At 43.2% G+C, this 17942-nt stretch carries 14 protein-coding genes and 1 other RNA gene; 8 read left to right on the forward strand and 7 right to left on the reverse strand.

Annotation, left to right across the window (positions count from 1 at the left end):
- A partial coding sequence (gene recN, locus EX191_RS21975) for a DNA repair protein RecN (RefSeq protein ID WP_193448484.1) occupies nucleotides 1–1467 on the forward strand: 1467 nt, incomplete at its 5' end.
- Between the two features lie 324 nt (nucleotides 1468–1791).
- Complete coding sequence (gene bamE / locus EX191_RS21980) at nucleotides 1792–2151, forward strand: outer membrane protein assembly factor BamE (RefSeq protein ID WP_005391468.1); 360 nt, start codon at nucleotides 1792–1794, stop codon at nucleotides 2149–2151.
- Nucleotides 2152–2256: 105 nt separating this feature from the next.
- Here bamE and EX191_RS21985 read toward each other — a convergent pair whose 3' ends face one another.
- Together EX191_RS21985 and EX191_RS21990 are read right to left on the reverse strand one after the other, a co-directional pair.
- Nucleotides 2257–2610, reverse strand: coding sequence for an RnfH family protein (locus EX191_RS21985; protein WP_114323832.1), 354 nt, complete (start codon nucleotides 2608–2610; stop codon nucleotides 2257–2259).
- Nucleotides 2600–3043 (reverse strand): SRPBCC family protein, encoded by a 444-nt coding sequence (locus EX191_RS21990; protein WP_005391473.1) that lies wholly within the window; start codon nucleotides 3041–3043, stop codon nucleotides 2600–2602. The genes EX191_RS21985 and EX191_RS21990 overlap by 11 nt, the downstream gene beginning before the upstream one ends.
- 118 nt (nucleotides 3044–3161) lie before the next feature.
- On the opposite strand from EX191_RS21990, the gene smpB reads away from it, so the two are divergent.
- From smpB to EX191_RS22015, 5 genes are all read left to right on the forward strand, one after another.
- A complete protein-coding gene (smpB, locus tag EX191_RS21995; RefSeq protein WP_005391476.1) occupies nucleotides 3162–3647 on the forward strand; it encodes an SsrA-binding protein SmpB in 486 nt (161 codons plus the stop codon).
- Nucleotides 3648–3713: 66 nt separating this feature from the next.
- Nucleotides 3714–4081, forward strand: a transfer-messenger RNA (tmRNA) gene (gene ssrA / locus EX191_RS22000).
- A gap of 96 nt (nucleotides 4082–4177) precedes the next feature.
- Nucleotides 4178–5470, forward strand: coding sequence for a site-specific integrase (locus EX191_RS22005; protein WP_193448485.1), 1293 nt, complete (start codon nucleotides 4178–4180; stop codon nucleotides 5468–5470).
- A 261-nt stretch (nucleotides 5471–5731) separates the two neighbouring features.
- Nucleotides 5732–6883: a site-specific integrase gene (locus tag EX191_RS22010; protein WP_193448486.1), complete on the forward strand. Its 1152-nt coding sequence runs from the start codon at nucleotides 5732–5734 to the stop codon at nucleotides 6881–6883.
- A 102-nt stretch (nucleotides 6884–6985) separates the two neighbouring features.
- The gene (locus EX191_RS22015; RefSeq protein ID WP_193448487.1) at nucleotides 6986–8026 is read left to right on the forward strand and encodes an AAA family ATPase; all 1041 of its coding nucleotides are present in this window, start codon (nucleotides 6986–6988) and stop codon (nucleotides 8024–8026) included.
- Between the two features lie 153 nt (nucleotides 8027–8179).
- Here EX191_RS22015 and EX191_RS22020 read toward each other — a convergent pair whose 3' ends face one another.
- The 4 genes from EX191_RS22020 to EX191_RS22035 form a co-directional block, all read right to left on the reverse strand.
- Complete coding sequence (locus EX191_RS22020) at nucleotides 8180–11431, reverse strand: type I restriction endonuclease subunit R (RefSeq protein WP_193448488.1); 3252 nt, start codon at nucleotides 11429–11431, stop codon at nucleotides 8180–8182.
- Between the two features lie 71 nt (nucleotides 11432–11502).
- Entirely contained in the window at nucleotides 11503–12897 is a 1395-nt protein-coding gene (locus tag EX191_RS22025) for a restriction endonuclease subunit S (RefSeq protein ID WP_193448489.1), read from the reverse strand.
- Nucleotides 12897–15218, reverse strand: coding sequence for a type I restriction-modification system subunit M (locus tag EX191_RS22030; RefSeq protein ID WP_193448490.1), 2322 nt, complete (start codon nucleotides 15216–15218; stop codon nucleotides 12897–12899). The genes EX191_RS22025 and EX191_RS22030 overlap by 1 nt, the downstream gene beginning before the upstream one ends.
- A gap of 133 nt (nucleotides 15219–15351) precedes the next feature.
- The gene (locus EX191_RS22035; protein ID WP_054575077.1) at nucleotides 15352–15696 is read right to left on the reverse strand and encodes a hypothetical protein; all 345 of its coding nucleotides are present in this window, start codon (nucleotides 15694–15696) and stop codon (nucleotides 15352–15354) included.
- A gap of 218 nt (nucleotides 15697–15914) precedes the next feature.
- Between EX191_RS22035 and EX191_RS22040 the strand changes: the two genes are divergently transcribed.
- On the forward strand, nucleotides 15915–16748 hold the full coding sequence (locus EX191_RS22040) for a hypothetical protein (protein ID WP_193448491.1): 834 nt from the start codon (nucleotides 15915–15917) through the stop codon (nucleotides 16746–16748).
- Between the two features lie 494 nt (nucleotides 16749–17242).
- Here EX191_RS22040 and EX191_RS22045 read toward each other — a convergent pair whose 3' ends face one another.
- A complete protein-coding gene (locus tag EX191_RS22045; protein WP_193448492.1) occupies nucleotides 17243–17806 on the reverse strand; it encodes a porin family protein in 564 nt (187 codons plus the stop codon).
- Between the last annotated feature and the right edge of the window lie 136 nt (nucleotides 17807–17942).

Raw genomic sequence — 17942 nt, forward strand, 5'->3', positions numbered from 1 at the left:
GCTTTTTTACTGGACAACAACCTACATGCAACGCGTTGGCTAGAAGATAACGATCTGCTTGATGGCAGTGAATGTATTTTGCGTCGCATCATCACAAAAGAAGGTCGCTCAAGAGCCTTCATTAATGGCAGTCCTGTCCCACTATCACAGCTCAAATCTTTAGGGCAACTGCTGATCAATATCCATGGGCAACACGCTCATCATCAATTGATGAAAAGCGAACACCAAATGGCTATGCTCGACCAATATGCAGGTCATCTAAACCTACTAAAAAGCACACGAAGTGCTTACCAGCATTGGCGTCAGGCAGACAATAACCTCAAGCAACTAAAAGAAAATAGCCAGCAAAACCAGGCGCAAAAACAGTTGCTTGAATACCAAATCAAAGAACTAAATGAGTTATCGCTAGGTGAAGAAGAATTTGCAGAGCTCGAGCAAGAGCACAAACGACTATCCAATAGTGGTGAACTCGCCACTACCTGTCAGCAAGCCATCGAACTTATTTACGAAGGTGAAGAAGTCAATGCGCTTGGTATTTTGCAATCGGCCAATCACTCCCTAATTCAACTAGCTGAGTTAGATGAAAAGCTATCTGAGCTACCCAACATGTTGTCAGAAGCGATGATTCAACTGGAAGAAACGAAGAACGAATTACGCAGTTATCTAGATGGCATCGATGTGGATCCTGCTCGTATGGCTTATGTAGAAGAACGTTTTTCTAAAGTGATGTCTGTTGCTCGCAAACACCACGTGATGCCAGAAGAACTATACCAACATCACCAAGATCTTCTGGCCCAAGTAGAAGCGTTAGATTGCTCTGATGAACGTTTAGATGAACTCGCGCAAGAAGTGGAACAAAAGTACCAAAGCTTCCTAAACCAAGCAGAAAAACTACACAAATCACGCAGCCGTTACGCTAAAGAGCTGAATAAGCTGATCACGCAAAGCATGCACGAATTGAGCATGGAAAAAGCGGTATTCAATATCGAAGTCAGCAATGAAAACACGCACCCATCACCACTTGGCATGGACAGTGTGTGCTTCTTAGTATCGACCAACCCAGGACAGCCATTGCAACCTATAGCAAAAGTTGCGTCAGGCGGTGAGCTATCACGCATCTCATTAGCTATCCAAGTGATTACCGCTCAGAAAGTGGATACACCAAGCTTGATCTTCGATGAGGTGGATGTCGGTATTAGTGGTCCAACAGCAGCTGTAGTCGGCAAAATGCTACGCAAGCTTGGCGAGTCTACTCAGGTATTGTGTGTCACTCACCTCCCTCAAGTGGCAGGTTGTGGCCATCAACAAATGTTCGTGGCTAAACAAACAAAAGCTGGCCAAACCGAAACACAAATGCACGCATTAGATGAACAACAACGTGTGGCAGAATTAGCTCGCCTACTTGGAGGTAGCCAAATTACAGATTCTACCCTTGCAAACGCCAAAGAGCTCCTCATCGCCGCTTAGCCATGCTCTTTCAAAGATAGAGTCACGAACACTACTCCGTGACTCTACCTCCCCCATATCAAAGTGCTTGGGTTCTGATTCCCTTTCGAAATAATGGTCAGTGCCACCCCATAGCTCAATAACTTGGCTATTTGTCATTAGTTACCGCTTAAACTGGATAGAAAATCGCTCATCGACATAAACATACATGTGAGAGAATCAATAAATGCAACTCAACTCAAAATTCGTTGTCAGATTTCCTATCATACGACGCATAGCTTTTTACATCTGCGTCGAGCTTGTTTATTATCAGCGCAGTATTTTAAAGGTTACTAAGAAATTATTATGCAATTAAAGAAGTGGTTAGTTGCCGTACCATTAGCAATGACATTGCTGACAGGATGTTCGGTATTGGAAAAACTGGTTTATCGCATTGATATCAACCAAGGCAACTATGTAGAACAAAGTGCGGTAGATAAATTAAAGTTTGGGATGACTAAAGCACAGGTTCGCTTCGTACTAGGGTCGCCAATGCTTATTGAAAACGGCTACCCAAACACTTGGTACTATATTTATCACCATACTCCTGGTCACGGTGATCCAGTGCAAAAAGACCTGATCGTTAACTTTAACGATCAAGGCACACTCGCAGATATCAGTGGTGACTTCCCAAAAAGTGACGCTTTTTACGAACAGATTCAGTAAACGACTTTTGCAAAAAACCTCTCACATGAGAGGTTTTTTATTATCTAGATATCGCGCAATCACACTTTGAATCAATGACGCCATCCATTGGGATTGATATCAAGTCTACTTATTCTTACGTACAGAGCTAGGCTTGCCACCGGTGACAGGGTCTGCACTCCCCTCGGCTTTAGCCTGCTCCGCCCGCTTACGACGAATCTCTTTCGGGTCTGCGAGTAACGGACGATATATCTCTATTCGATCTCGATCTCGAACGGTCGCATCTAACTTCACATTACGACTAAACACACCCACTTTATTCTTAGATAAATCAATTTCAGGGTATAACTCTAACACGCCAGATTGTCGAATGATCTCTTCTACCGTTGCGTGATTATTCACCACTAAATTAAATACACGCTGTTCATGAGGAAGAGCATAGACAACCTCTACGTGAATCATATCTGACTCAATACTCATAACACTCGTAGACCTGTTTTGCGCGTTTAGTGAATGCATTTACCATGTTACTGGTAAGCTCGTTAAAAACCTTACCGAAGGCCATCTCAATCATTTTACTTGAGAATTCAAACTCAAGCTTTAGCTCAACCTTGCAAGCTTGCTCATCTAGCGCGGTAAAAATCCAACCACCACGCAACGTCTTAAACGGGCCATCCACCAAGTTCATCATAATTGCTTGGCCAGGGATCAGCTCATTTGAAGTAGTAAACGTTTTGCTGATACCAGCCTTCGCCACATCGACAGAAGCCACCATACCATTACCCGAAGACTCAATGATTCTAGAGCCCGAGCAACCAGGCAGAAACTCAGGGTATTTAGCAACATCGTTAACCAGATTGAACATCTGTTCAGCACTAAAAGACACAAGCGCAGAACGGCTGACTTGCTTCATACATACTCCTATCGATACATGTACAGATTTAAAGCTCCTGCCAATTTTACTTTTATTCCACGATTGCGCAAATAAAAGGATTTCCTATCCGATATCCAACCCGTATAATGTCGCTATTATGGCAAAGAAAAAAACGAAACAAAAAGCGGGTAGCAATACTATCGCGCTGAATAAAAAAGCTCGCCACGAGTATTTCATCGATGATGAAATCGAAGCTGGCTTGGAGCTCCAAGGTTGGGAAGTGAAAGCCCTTCGCCAAGGTAAAGCCAATATTTCTGAAAGTTACGTATTTATGCGTGACGGTGAAGCCTTTGTGAGTGGCATGACAATCACTCCTTTAAATCAGGCATCGACACACGTTGTGGCGAACCCCACACGTGTGCGTAAACTACTAATGAGTCGTCGTGAACTGGACAACCTATTCGGACGTGTGAACCGTGAAGGTATGACATTAACGGCGCTCTCTCTGTACTGGTCTCGCTCTTGGGTGAAACTAAAAATTGGCGTAGCAAAAGGTAAAAAGCTGCACGATAAACGTACGGATTTAAAAGAAAAAGACTGGGCAAGAGAGAAAGCACGCGTAATGAAGAGTACACTGCGTTAATCTTGACCACTTAAACGCATAGTACTGGACAGCCAATGCTTTTCTGTTACTATGCGAATATTACCTGGGGCTGATTTAGGATTCGACGGGAATTCAGAAGTCTGAGGTGCATGCCGAGGTGCGGTAGGCCTCGTTAACAAACCGCAAAAAAATAGTCGCAAACGACGAAAACTACGCACTAGCAGCTTAATAACCTGCTCAGAGCTCTCTCGCCCTAGCTTCCGCACGTAAGACGGGGAATAACGAGGGATCAAACCCAAACGCGCTAGCCCGGATTCTCCCGCCTGAGAGATGAACGGCGAATTTTAATTCAGGCTAGTCATTCATTAGCGTGTCGGTTCGCAGGTGGGTGGCGAAATTAAAGATCGACTAAGCATGTAGTACCAATGATGAACGGTTTTCGGACGCGGGTTCAACTCCCGCCAGCTCCACCAAACGTTTGGAAAGGGCGGTAACTCTCTGAGTTATCGCCCTTTTTGTATTCGCCACTTCAATATTAGGCTGTTTGTACTACATTTTGGTACTAAAACATGCGCTATTTATCTATTTCAAAATCTGGCATTTGGCAGTTTCGCTATCAAATCCCATCTGAGCATCGACACTTATTTGACGGGCTTCGTGAAGTTAAACGATCGCTAAAAACATCATGCAAAGATAAAGCTACGCTTTTAGCATTAGAACTAGAGATACAGGTTCGTCGCACCATCATATCCCCGACTGCAACCACAGCACCAAAGCAAGTCAGACCCATTCATAACGAAAAAAAGCACCCACTAGTAAAACAGAAAAAGCTTAAGGTGTTATGCCCAGAAAAGATGCTAGAGCGCTTTTGTCTCTATAAGGCTCAGCATATTTCTCCTAAGGCCGTTGGAATGCTGAAAGCTAAGTGCAAAACCGTTCTTGATTTAGTTGGAAAATCCCATCTCCCTTTAATTCGCAGACGCGATGCAGAAGACGCAGTGCAGCTATTGCGACATTACCCCGTAAACATGAAGAAACACCCCCAGTTCAAAGGCCTAACAGCCAAGGAGGCGGTTAAACTCAATAATAGCCTTAATATGCCTACACTCAGTGAAGAGTCGGTAAAAGATTATTGTCAGAAAACGTCAGGATTCTTTGAGTGGTGCCATTTGAACGAATTTACTGATATCAACCCATTCAAAGCAATTCGCTTCCGAAAGCAACGTAAAGATAGTGAAGCCAAAAACGCATATGCAAAAACAGACTTACAGAAAATTTTTAGTACAGAAATTCATGCGAAGGGAGACTTCAGGCATCCCTACTACTACTGGCTCCCTCTCTTAGCTTATTTTACAGGTGCTCGGCAGAATGAACTGTGTCAACTCTACAAAGCGGACATTTATCAACAGAGTGGTATTTGGGTGATCCGAATTGATGACCGATATGAGGGACAGAAACTAAAAAATGTAACGAGTCGTCGCATTATCCCAATTCACCGACAATTAATAGAACTTGGATTCATTAAATACCTACACTCAATCAAACATGAGCGTGTGTTTCCTGAACTGAAAAATTCACGAGATGGTTTTGGTAGCACCGCCTCTAAGTGGTATGGACGCTTTAAAACCAAACTTGGTTTTGGCAAAGGACATGACTTTCATTCTTTCCGTCATACGGTAGCGACACAACTTAAACAAAAGCAAATTTCCCATATTGTGGCTGGTGCGATACTAGGTCACACCTTGAATAACATTACCTACGACCGATACGGGAAGGATCTAAACATTGAGCAAGTGATGACTGTCGTAAACCTGATTGATCCCCTCCCTTTAGATAAGGTGAAAAACTATTCAACTGAGTGACCCTAGCGACCTCTTAAACAATTATGTGGCTTTAATTTTGGGCGTGATTTCACGCCCAAAAAAACAAACTCATTCGCTCATTCTTTCAGCAACCAGCTCAAGAAAACCAAATAAACAATTTAAAAACAACAATTTAAAAAACAAGTTGCAGTTAAATATGGATACATGTATGTGATTAATAGGTTGCTAGTTTTTTTTCTTTACGGCCGTGAAAGACCTTCTTAGATTGATTGGAAAGCAATTGATTAATTAGGAACTATTATGAATTTATCCTCTTCTGTGGCACAAAGCTTACGCTCAAATTTCAGAGATAACGTAAATCTCGAAGCTATCCTCAATCTTGAAATACCAGTGCAACGAAGCCATAAGACACTAGAACCACTAACAGGTGTCGAACTACTAGATGCTTACACAGATTCACGTATCAAACTCGGCAAATCTAAGCTAAAAAACATCCAGCAAGATCATGAACTTCTTGCGAGAGTATTGCACCTTATCGGCTTTGATGACTTAAACGAGCTTGATCGTGCAGGCGCTGAAAGCGTTCGAGACGCCTTGAGCCACTATCCCACAAACGCAAAGAAACACTCTGAGTTTGCGGGACTAACAGGGTACGACGTAATCTTCAAAAATGCTGCCTTGCCAAAGCCTAAACCATCCCTTTCCCTTACAACCGTCAAAGGGATAATCGAAAAGTTCTCTACTTTTCTTAACTGGAGCAAAGCTCATGGATACGTTAAGGACAATGTATTCTATAGACTTCCAAAAAAGAGTGAAAAAGGTGGAAAGAAACGCCTATGCTTTTCCGACCAACACCTTGCTGCCATTTTCAAAATGAAGGACTACAAGTCACATAGCTACCTTCACCCTTATTACTATTGGGTGCCGCTATTGGGACGCTACACAGGGGCAAGGCTGAACGAAATTTGCCAACTAACCATTGATGACATACTGCAAGTAGATGGTGTCCAGTGTCTAAAGATTTGGGATAACGTCGAAGGGCAGAGTGTCAAAAATACTTCATCTATCAGGCTGATCCCTATTCATAATGAATTGATTGCAAAAGGCTTCTTAGCATTCGTAAATTCAAAGAGCAAAGGTCGCCTCTTCCCAGAGCTACCACTTATTAAAGGATACTACTCACACAATGCTTCGAAGTGGTTTCAACGCCGTAGGGATTCATTGGGTTTAGGTAAAGGGTTAGATGCACACTCTTTCCGACACACGTTCATCAATGAGTTGAAACAGTTAGGTGTTTCTAAAGAGATTATAGAGTGCATTGTTGGCCATAAACATAATTCTGAGTCGTTTGATACCTACAGTGAGCAATACCGTCCTAGAATTCTTGCTCCTGTTGTTAATATGATAGATACGAGCCATACCGCATATATTCGCCCATATAATTTAGCGTGATATCTATTTAAACAGCACCACCACAACTAAAAAATATTTTATTAACCCATATATTTTGGGTGAACGGCTTCGCTCACCCAAAATTTACTGAAAGTTTATTTAATGAAAAAAAATACATTGGCAACACTCATTGAACTCGCTATCAATGAGGACTTAGATAATATTAAACAGAACGCTGCTGAGAGCGTTTTTATTTTTGACCGTTTAGTTCTCAAAGGACAGTCAAGTACTCTTTTTGCACCACCGAATGCTGGCAAAACCTTATTAATCATCAACCAACTGAAACAAGCTCATGCAGCAGGTCTTACTAACGATCTATCGGTCTTTTATATAAATGCTGATGACACTCAAAATGGAGTTATTGAAAAAACTGAAATTTTGGAAAGTATTGGGGTTCACGTGCTTGTTCCCGGATATAACGGCTTCGAATCACATTCTCTGTTAGCCATCTTAGACGGATTATCTGATGATGATGCAGCAAAGGATGTTGTGATCATTGTGGATACTCTTAAGAAGTTCGCTGACACAATGGACAAAAAACATATGCGCAGATTTGGTATCACTGTCAGAGATTTTGTTATGAGGGGGGGAACCTTTATCGGTTTAGGTCATACCAACAAAAATCGAGATGGCGACAACAAACTTGTCTATTCTGGGACATCAGATCTTGTCGAAGACGTAGATTGTATCTACATGATGGACATTAAATATGACAATACTGACGAAAATGGAACCCAAACAAAACACATTCAACTGATAAACCAAAAACTCCGTGGTAATAATGCCCTTGAGCTGACATTCGCATACCAAAAAGCAGAAAATTTGAAGTATGTTGATATGATAAATTCTGTTCGCAATATCGATGAAAACACGCATAAAAAGGCAAAATCTTTACAAGATGAAGTGTTTAAATATAATGATTATCTTGATAAGTACCCTGATGCTGTTTCATTAATAAAGTCTGTTTTAGATGGCAATAAGATGGATAAAACGGAATTAAGAGATTTTCTTTTAAAAAACACAACATATGGCCGTGACAAGTGCGCTGAAATAATTGACCGTGTATCCGGTAAGCTCATCAACTTTGAGGTTAGCGGAAAAACAGGGCGAAAGAAAATATATTACCTTATCAACAACGCTTAACTAGCATCAGTTGATTCCGTTTTTTACGTTTATTTAATTAACTGAAAGAACGGAATATCCTAAAGCATGAGCCAGCCATAAACTGGCTCATCCAATTCACTCAAAAAACTTTAAGCTGATTCAACCAGCCACTTCATCACAAAATCCACTTCCTTACCCTTTATACCCACTCAACATATCGAAGATAACCCGCGCAAATTGTTTGGTTTTGTTCGGGTCAGACAACAACTGCATCATTTGTTCTTGGTGAGCCTCGTTGCTATTCAAAATCGCATCATCAATCGCACGAGGGAAGTCACCCAGCATGGCTTGCTCGCGCGTGTTATTGGCAATTTGGCTCATTACTGTTTCGTTCTCTGTAAGCTTGTCACGCACCGTAAAGGCATAATTGATCATGTCTTTGTCGGTCAGGTTGTCGGTGACAAAAACTTCGTTCAATCGCTCAATGATGTGAGACAGGAACTCTTCTTTCTTATCCTTTGGCTTGGCAGTGCCAACATCGTTGCTTGGGTGCAACTTGTACTCAGGCGTATTCTCTTGAAGCTGAATGTCCTGTTGACGGATCTTCGACAGACGATAGTGGCTCATGACCACATTGCCAAGGTCAAGTTCATCCTCTTCAATAACCTTCTCGCGCAGCATTGGGCGAAGGTGGCGTGCATACAGGCTCAGTTTCTCTAGCTCTTTGTCGTCATAGTCAACAATCTGCGACATAAACTCATAAAAGCGTACAAAGCTACCTAAATCCTTCTTGAAGATCTCTAGGCGGTCTTTCTCCTGCTTGCACTCTTTGAAGGTGTTTTCCGCATTAGCGATTAACACGGCATCGCCTGTTTTCTTGGTGCGTTCAAACACGTTTTTAGCGTGAATGTATGCTTCTACCGTAGAAGTATAACGCTTGCGCCAACGGTCTATCGCTGGCTTGCAGATATTACTGATAGCCGCATTAGATTTGTTCTTGGTAAAGAAGGCATCAACGAATTGATCTACCTCCGACCATAAGAAAATACCACTAGCACGCAGCTTCTCTGATAGGTCGAAAATCTTGTCAGGGTCAGTGACATCCTCAAGCTCTGCCACTTGATAATAAGGCTGGAAAGCATCAAGAATATCTTGCGGATCGTTGTAGAAGTCGAGCACAAATGTACCACATTCGGCTTTGCCCGGATAAGTTCGGTTAAGTCGTGAAAGCGTCTGTACACATTCAACACCTGCGAGCTTTTTATCCACGTACATAGCGCAGAGTTTAGGCTGGTCAAAGCCTGTCTGAAACTTGTTGGCAACCAACATCACTTGATAGTCATCGGTGTTGAAGGCTTTGCGCATCTCACGACCTTGAAGATCAGGGTTCATGTTGTGCTCAGTAAATTTCTGATCCATAAACGCCGTGCTGTCTGGGTCGGCGGCATTAAATTCCACTTCTCCAGAGAACGCGACCATCGCACGAATCCCCGCATAACTATTTTCTGCCACGTATTTATCAAAAGCCAGTTTGTAGCGCACAGCCTCTTTACGAGAGCTAGTGACCACCATAGCCTTAGCTTGACCACCCAATAAGCCCATCACGTTCTTTTTGAAGTGCTCAACAATCACTTTCACTTTCTGCGAGATGTTATGGTCATGCAGGCGTACCCAGTTGTTGAGCTTCACCTTGGCTTTGCCTGCATCTACTTCTTTATCTTCCGCTTCCAGCTTTTGCTTGAGCTGATAAATCACCTTGTAGTTGGTGTAGTTCTTTAGCACATCAAGAATAAAGCCCTCTTCAATCGCCTGACGCATTGAATAGATGTGGTAAGCCACTGGCAAATTGCGTTTAGATGCTGGCTGCTCTGGGTCAGGTCTGCGACCAAACAACTCCAGAGTCTTTGGCTTTGGTGTGGCGGTAAAGGCGTAATAACTCAGGTTGGCACTGCCTCGACGCGCTGCAACGGTGGCATCAAGAATATCCTCAGAGGAAAGTTCAGTGTCATCATCGGCTTCATCCGTCATCAACACTTCTTTGAGCTGGCGAGCGGTTGCACCTGTTTGTGACGAGTGCGCTTCATCGGCAATGATGGCGTAGCGGCGCTCTTTAAGTGACGTGGAGTTCTCAATCGCTTTTAACACATGCGGGAACGTTTGAATGGTCACGATGATGATAGGCTGCGAGGTTTCCAGTGCCGTTGCTAGCTTCTCTGATTTCGAGCCATCCCCCTCTTTGCGGTTGATACGCCCTACCACGCCATCAGCATGTTCAAACTGATAGATGGTGTCTTGTAGCTGGTCATCCAATACGGTGCGGTCAGTCACCACAATGACTGAATCAAACTGCTTGTTACCCTTTTCATCATGCAAGGTCGAGAGTTGGTGAGCTGTCCATGCAATAGAGTTGGACTTACCTGACCCCGCACTGTGCTGGATAAGATATTTATTACCAGTGCCCTCAACAATCGCAGCATCAACCAATTTCGTCACTACATCCCACTGGTGGTAACGCGGGAAGATCAGGGTTTCTTTCTTGATTTTTCGCCCCTCCCAATCTTCCTTTTCTTCAATTTGAAGATGGATAAAGCGCCCGATGATGTTGAGCAGGTTATCTGGGGTTAATACTTCATTCCACAGGTAGTCAGTGGCGTAGCGGTTTTCATCTTCAGGAATGTCATTGCCCTTGCCGCCATCATGCGTGCCTTTGTTAAACGGCAGGAAGAATGTCTCGTCACCCGCAAGCTTGGTTGCCATGTAGACTTCATACTGGCTTACCGCAAAATGCACTAAAGCACCGCGTTTAAAGCTCAAAAGCGGCTCTGGCTTTTTGGTGGCAGGGTCTTTCGGTAAGCGGGTTAGTTTGTACTGCGCGATGGCGTTTTCTACCGCTTGTTTGAACTCAGATTTCAGCTCAAGGGTAGAGACGGGCAAGCCGTTAACGAACAGTACCAAGTCGATACGCCATTTCTTGGCTTTCTTTCCCGTTTCCAGTTCTTGTTCTTTGGTAGCATACGGGCTGTAAACCAGCTCTGGCACGATGCGGCAGATGTTGTGCTGGTAACGCGCCAAAGTTTCTGGGTTGAGGTTATGTTCTGGCTTAAACTGACACAATTCAAAGCGGGCATTGCGAATTTTCAAACCATGCCGAAGCACGCCCAAGGTGCCAAAGGTGCGTGATGCGCGATCAGTGGCGTTTTCATCGGCTTTTTTTAGCTGATTCACCAAGGCATCAAGGAAGTGGCGCTCTGAGTCGATCGGGAAGACTTTGCAGAACTTCTCCCACTCTTTCGGCTGCGTCCGTGTGATAAAGGTCAGCACATCCGCCTCGAAAAGCGCCGATTCGCGATTGTAGCCCTCGCCAGTACCTTGCACCCAGCCATTAGCCACCATCTGGCTGATGATGTCGTCCTGAAATACCCGTTCTTGTGTAGTGTCTTTCATTACCTTGTTCTTCTTATTCTTGATAGCCAACTGAAGCGAAAAGCCACTCCCTTTAGAGAATGGCAATAAACTTAAGCTGTTTGTTCTAAAGCCTGATTTTGAGATATTGGAGCTTGCCAATTGCGAACATCAATCTTTCCTGTGACAGCGGCTGAAATTAGAGCTGTTCGGCGTTCTTTTAACAGTTCAACTTGCGCTATAGCTTTGCACTCTAACTCCCTGTATTTACTCTGTTGTTTCTGAATAAATTCTGCAATGAGCATTTGTTCGTCTATTGGAGGAAATACACCAAACACTTTAAGCAAATTTTGGATAGATAAGCGTCGCAGAGCGGCACCTTTCACAAAGCTCTCTACTTGCTCTTTCACAACTGCACTTTGTAACAAGAAATCCATAAACTCTGGAATAACTTTCTCACGATCAGGTCGAATAATAATTAGTGAAGAGGCAACAACGAACTCAATATTTTGGGGTGTTATTGCTGTCTGTCCAATTGTTCCGTCTTTACTAAATAGAATATCCCCCTCGAACGGTAGACACCCAGTTTTTACAAGATATTGGTAACTCTTCGGGGATGTTAAGAGGGCTTCCTCAAAATTGATTACACCATCTTTAATATCCCTGATTGAGACAAAGTAATATTCTCCACCATTCGTTTCAGGTGAAATATGTGCTCCATCAGTTATCTCTGAGCACTTGTATTTTATTAGGCATGAATCCCAATGCTCTGGCACTTCCCCTAACCACTCCACACCTGAATCTTTCATTGGTGCTTGCGGGTTCAATCCTTTAGTTACCGCATGACTGATCACCGCTTGGCGCTTTTCTTTCAGCAGTTTAATCAGTTGCTGCTGCTTTTCGATCAAGGTGTCAATTTTGGCGGTTTCGTGATCGAGGAAGTTGGCGATTTGGGTTTGTTCGCCATGACTTGGATAAGGAACTTTTAGCTTTTTAAGTTCACCTAAGCTAATCCTAATCCGCGTAGTTCCTGTGGATACCAACTCAGCCTGAGTTTTGACAACTTCCGAGTTGATAGCCCAGTTTAAAAAATTGAGGTCAATTTTTTGGGAGTCTGGAGTCATTTTGACGCAATCTGCAACTATGACATATTCATCAAATTGCCCGCTGACAATAGCAGAACGAGCTACAGGCTCCGCCATCTTTGCCAGCACAATATCTCTAGGGCGAGCAATGTGTCTTGATAGTTCATTTTTCTTCTGCTCAGTTACATATTTAAAGTTACGTAGAATATGTTTCCCATCACGAATATTATTCAATTGTATTAAAGGAATTCCATCTTCTTTGTAATCATTGGTTTTTAAATCTGAACCAAAAGGGCCGTCTACAAATGCATTTTTCTCATTCGACGCTAGATAACCAAGTCTTTTTTCATCCCAATGTTCCGGCAGATCTATACCGAAATAGTTATTGAATACATAGCTTTCATAGGTTGATATGTTCCCCATTACGAATGCACCTCTTGCAGCAGCTTCATAATGTCGGCACTCACCGCATCCAAATCGGCATCAATCGCTTCCAGCGCACGCGGTGGTTGATAAACATAGAAATGGCGGTTGAATGGGATTTCATAGCCCACCACACCAATTTCATTGTCTTTGTCATCGCGCTTGTCTGCGTTAATCCACGCATCGACGACGTGTGGCTGCACTTCGCGTTTGAAGTAACTTTTGATTAAGTATGATGTTGCCACAGATGGATCAAGCGGCACATTCTCGTTATCACGCAGGTCGCCATCTTGTTGGAACTCAACGACTTTGCCTTTGTAATCGAAAGCACCGTAAAGCGGCTGTGCAGTTTCTTTTAGCACTTTTTTGATCACAGGTTCAGCGTCTTGGTTCTTCCAAGTGATCGCATCGATAAACTGTTTCTTCTGCTTGGCATCGAACTTGATGCCAGTGGCCTTGAACGCTTCTTTGAGGGTCAGTTCAAACTGGTTGAAGTCGTCGGATTGCTGCGCTTTTCCACCAAGACTGTCACCAACGGCAATTTGCAGGGCTTTCGCCGCATCCATCAGGGCTTTTTGATTGAGCCACAGCTTGCTATCCAGTACATCCTTGATTTGCTTTTCTTTTAGCTCTGGGAAGTCGGCTTTGATCAGAACACGAACTTCTTTTTCCACGTCAGTTAGTGAGCCGTACGTGTCTTCCGTCCACTCTGAGCCAAACTGGTCAAAGACAGCCTGCATTACGGCGTTAAACGGCTTGGGAGCAAAACGAAGTGACTCCACCGCTTCATCGGTGATTTGTGCGGAAAGGCGCAGTGGGCGCTCTATGGTTAGACGACGGTAGCCAAAATGATAAGTATCAAAAATCTTGCTGGCGAAGTGTTTTTGATTGTCCGTCACACCATCTTTGGTCAAGGTGTCGATTTCTTCAAAGTCACCAAAGTTTTTCGTGATGGTGCGAATTTCTTCATCAGTTAAATAATGACGCTTAGAGCCTAATGACTTACGCATTTTCGTACTTAAGTTAGCGCCATTAATCAATTGCACTTTGCCTTTACGTGCAGGGTCTTTTTTATTGCTCAGTACCCAAACGTAGGTCGCAATACCTGTGTTGTAGAACATGTCGGTAGGTAGCGCGACAATGGCTTCAAGCAGGTCTGCTTCTAAGATGTAGCGACGAATTTCACTTTCACCACTACCTGCACCACCTGTGAACAGTGGCGAGCCGTTAAGGATGATGCCGATACGCCCGCCATCCGAGACTTGGTTATCAACGTTTTTCTTGTCACGCATCTTGCTGATAAGGTGCATCAAGAACAGCAACGAACCATCAGAGACTCGCGGCAAGCCTGCACCAAAGCGCCCATCAAAGCCCTTTTGTTGGTGCTCGTCTTTGATTTCACCTTCAATCTTTTTCCAATCAACACCAAACGGCGGATTAGACAGCATGTAGTCAAACTTGTCGGCTGGTAGCTGATCATTCGATAGGGTGTTACCCAGTTTGATACGGCTAACATCTTGCCCTTTGATAAGCATGTCCGCTTTACAGATAGCGTAGGACTCTGGGTTTAGCTCCTGACCAAACGCACGCATTACCGCTTTCGGGTTGAGTTCGTGTACGTATTCCATACCAGAAGAAAGGAAGCCGCCAGTACCCGCTGTTGGGTCATAGATGGTGCGGATGATGCCATCTTTGGTTAGGGCTTCGTCGTCTTCCATAAACACCAAAGAGGTGGTCAGGCGCACGATGTCACGCGGGGTAAAATGTTCACCCGCGGTCTCGTTTGAGCTTTCCGCAAAGCGGCGGATCAGTTCTTCAAACACCAAGCCCATATCGTGGTTAGAAATACTGTTTGGGCTAAGGTCGGTGGTGGCAAACTTCTTCACCACTTTGTAAAGCAGGTTGGCATCTTCCAGCAAACCAACAAATTCATCGAACTTGAAGTGCTCGAAGATTTCACGCGCATCTTTGGAGAATGATTGCACGTACTTCTCAAGATTCGCCTTGATGTTGCTTTGTCCCATCTTGCCAAGGTTCATTGGCGAGGTATTGAAGAATGACAAACCATCTGGCTGAGTTGGTGATTGAGTCGCACGTAGCAAGAACTTTTCCTGCGCTTCTTCTGGCAGGTTCATCGCTTTGATGCGCTCATGTTCAGTAACCACGGCATCTTTGCTTGGTTCAAGCACACACTCAAGTCGACGAAGCAGGGTAAACGGCAGGATCACACGGCCATATTGAGATTGTTTGAAGTCACCGCGAAGCAGGTCAGCCACCGACCAGATAAAGGCAGCGGTTTGGGAGAAGTTGTTGTTAGTCATTGTAAACAGCACAATTGAGAAAATTGCGCTGATTATACCCTACGGCTCATATGGTGACAGCGACATCTAACAAAAAAGCGCCCTTTCGGACGCTTGAATCAAATAACCAAATATAAATTGCTACTGAATCCAATCAGCTTTTATACGGAGGTGTTGCATCTAATATTTGCTTAGCGAGCAATTCCAGTATATCAGTGACTTTGGTCTCTCTCGCTTTCAATAGTACCTTTACGTTTTCGATCGTAGCTGCCAAGTTCTCACCTGTAGCAACATCCTCTAATCTATAAGCATCGTTAGCATGTTCTGTAACTTTTTTAACCCATGCTCGTCTGTATAGGTTTTTCACTGAATCACCCTTGGTAACAAAACCAGCGTTCATAGCTCCTTCAAGCACTAAGCTCTCAAGATCTGTGGTTTCAAGATCTTCTAAATCATGCAGAAGTTCAATTAAATCCGAAGCAGTAATTTCTTTTTCCATAGCGTTTATTTAAAGAGTAATAATTATTTTTTCTTTATTCAAACGATGGCGTTTTTTTGAAAAAGGGGTAGTCAAGAAGGGTCTCCATTCTTGCCAGAGAACAACATAAGAACGAAGTGGGTTGTTCTATCTGGAAACCACCATCCAGCATAACCAGTTGATTTTAAGTTGTTTGAATCTAAAAAAATAATTTTCTATGTTTATAAAAAACATATCTCATGATTAAAAACTGGACTGTAACAACACAACCCGTTCGACTTGCATCAGATGGTGTAATGATGCGAGAGCGTTACCTACTAAACACCGAACACGCCAACCACAAATACACCGAAGACCTCGTATCACTCTTCGGATGTGGCGCTACCTCCAAGCGCATTGCTCTTACAGGCGAACAATTCAGGCTTAATCAGCAGCTAAATAACCGCCGTGGAGGCCGCCCACTATCGACCTACGCCATGGAATATTGCCTTACGTTGCCAAGGGGCTACAGACCTAGCTATGAGCAGTGGCAATCCATTGTCAAAGATTGCGCATTGGCTCTCGCTAAATTGTGTCAACTTAACAAATCTGAATTTTCGCAATACCGACAACAAATTCGAGCTGTCTTGCACCAGCAGGAACAGAAAGGAAAAAAAGGTAGTGGCGACCATGTGCATTTGATGATTGGTAAGATTGTCGGCAATCGAGTCCTCACGGAATTACAACGGAAAAAAGCAACAAAAGTCATTAAGCAAGCATTCAACAGCGCAGTACTGCAACATGTCGGCATAGATTACCGGAGCTATGAGCCAATTGAAAAAGAGAAAGGACGCAGACTATCAACTTGGCAATACCAATATAAAAAAGCCACTGAAGCCCTTGAAATTGAAAAACTCATCAAGCAGATGCAAACGCAGTTTGATAAGTGGTTAAACGCAAAAGAAGAGCTAAATGAGCGACAAATTCGACGTCAACAAAACAGACTATTAAAAAGCTATGAGCAATTAAAGCAACACTCACTAAGTGCGTCGCAGTTGGAAAGGATTAACGCCGTCAAAAGTCAGATTAAGTGATCAGCGCATCATAGATATCGGTTCAGCTCCCAAACAGGGAGCTGAACTGGCGTCCTTAACTTAGGATAATAGGCTTCCATATTGATACTGGCCTCATATGGTACTAAGATAAGGTACTAAAGGGTTATTCTCAAAAATCACAAACACCCTAACCTATTGAAGTAACTGTTTTTTAAGGCAGTTGAAGGTGAGTCCCGCCAGCTCCACCAAACGTTTGGAAAAGGCCACCTTCGGGTGGCCTTTTTTGTATCTGCTATCCGTACTTATGTTGCAACAGTACACGATCTACTTTTACGATGTTACTTGCTATTAGTGCACGGCTTCTTTTATAGCCTATAGAAAATAAGCAGATGATCTCTAATAATCAACACTTCCAACTTTATAAATATTTTATTCATTAGTAATTTTATGCAGATAATTAAATCTCTTAAAAAATAAAAATGCGAAGCCATTTAGCTTCGCATTTTTATTTGGGTTAAACATGGTTAACAATATTAGAAACGATATTCCACACCTAGCGATGCTTGGTTAAAATCAGTTTTTGTGTTTGCACCATTCGCTACGTTCTCTGCATTCAGTTCTACGTCGTACCACATATATTCTGCGTTAACTAAGAAGTTATCAGTAACTTTAAAACCAACACCGGCACCAGCGAATACACCTTCGTCATCTTTGTTGCCTTGGAAGCCCGCAACGTTGTAATCCGTCGAGTACCACATTTGACCGCCTTTTGCGTAAAGATCGACACGATCAGCAATAGGGGCTGTAACTTTTAGTGCTGCGGTGTAACCGTCCGTTTCGGCATTTACTAGGTTATTACCATAGCTACCAAAATCAATGTAACCGCCCTCTAACGCTAAGTAAGGGTTAAAACGGTAACCAACCAAACCTTGAATAGCATCGCTGTCATCATCAAAGTCATCTTGTCCATCAACTTTTAAGTAACCATAGTTGGCGCCGACATAAACACCATGATCTTTGGAGTCCGCTGCGTGAGATAAAGTACTAAACGTTGCTAAAGAAAAAAGGCCAATCAAAGTAACAACATTGCTTTTCATTTCGTTCTCCTAATATAAGTGCCATTGAAAGTTCGAATTATACAAAGCAAATGCAATGCCTGTCTCTTATACACATCTGAAAAAAAAAAAAAAAAAAAACAATACAAAACAACACACTAGTGATAAAACAGTATAA

This window comes from Vibrio chemaguriensis, assembly GCF_012275705.1.
In the GTDB taxonomy this organism is placed as follows: domain Bacteria; phylum Pseudomonadota; class Gammaproteobacteria; order Enterobacterales; family Vibrionaceae; genus Vibrio; species Vibrio diabolicus.

Bases quoted from the DNA above. Each gene is read 5' to 3' on its own strand.
- bamE (WP_005391468.1), top strand. From the start codon at position 1,792: ATGCAATTAAAGAAGTGGTTAGTTGCCGTACCATTAGCAATGACATTG.
- EX191_RS21985 (WP_114323832.1), bottom strand. From the start codon at position 2,610: ATGAGTATTGAGTCAGATATGATTCACGTAGAGGTTGTCTATGCTCTT.
- EX191_RS21990 (WP_005391473.1), bottom strand. From the start codon at position 3,043: ATGAAGCAAGTCAGCCGTTCTGCGCTTGTGTCTTTTAGTGCTGAACAG.
- smpB (WP_005391476.1), top strand. From the start codon at position 3,162: ATGGCAAAGAAAAAAACGAAACAAAAAGCGGGTAGCAATACTATCGCG.
- EX191_RS22005 (WP_193448485.1), top strand. From the start codon at position 4,178: ATGCGCTATTTATCTATTTCAAAATCTGGCATTTGGCAGTTTCGCTAT.
- EX191_RS22010 (WP_193448486.1), top strand. From the start codon at position 5,732: ATGAATTTATCCTCTTCTGTGGCACAAAGCTTACGCTCAAATTTCAGA.
- EX191_RS22015 (WP_193448487.1), top strand. From the start codon at position 6,986: ATGAAAAAAAATACATTGGCAACACTCATTGAACTCGCTATCAATGAG.
- EX191_RS22020 (WP_193448488.1), bottom strand. From the start codon at position 11,431: ATGAAAGACACTACACAAGAACGGGTATTTCAGGACGACATCATCAGC.
- EX191_RS22025 (WP_193448489.1), bottom strand. From the start codon at position 12,897: ATGGGGAACATATCAACCTATGAAAGCTATGTATTCAATAACTATTTC.
- EX191_RS22030 (WP_193448490.1), bottom strand. From the start codon at position 15,218: ATGACTAACAACAACTTCTCCCAAACCGCTGCCTTTATCTGGTCGGTG.
- EX191_RS22035 (WP_054575077.1), bottom strand. From the start codon at position 15,696: ATGGAAAAAGAAATTACTGCTTCGGATTTAATTGAACTTCTGCATGAT.
- EX191_RS22040 (WP_193448491.1), top strand. From the start codon at position 15,915: ATGATTAAAAACTGGACTGTAACAACACAACCCGTTCGACTTGCATCA.
- EX191_RS22045 (WP_193448492.1), bottom strand. From the start codon at position 17,806: ATGAAAAGCAATGTTGTTACTTTGATTGGCCTTTTTTCTTTAGCAACG.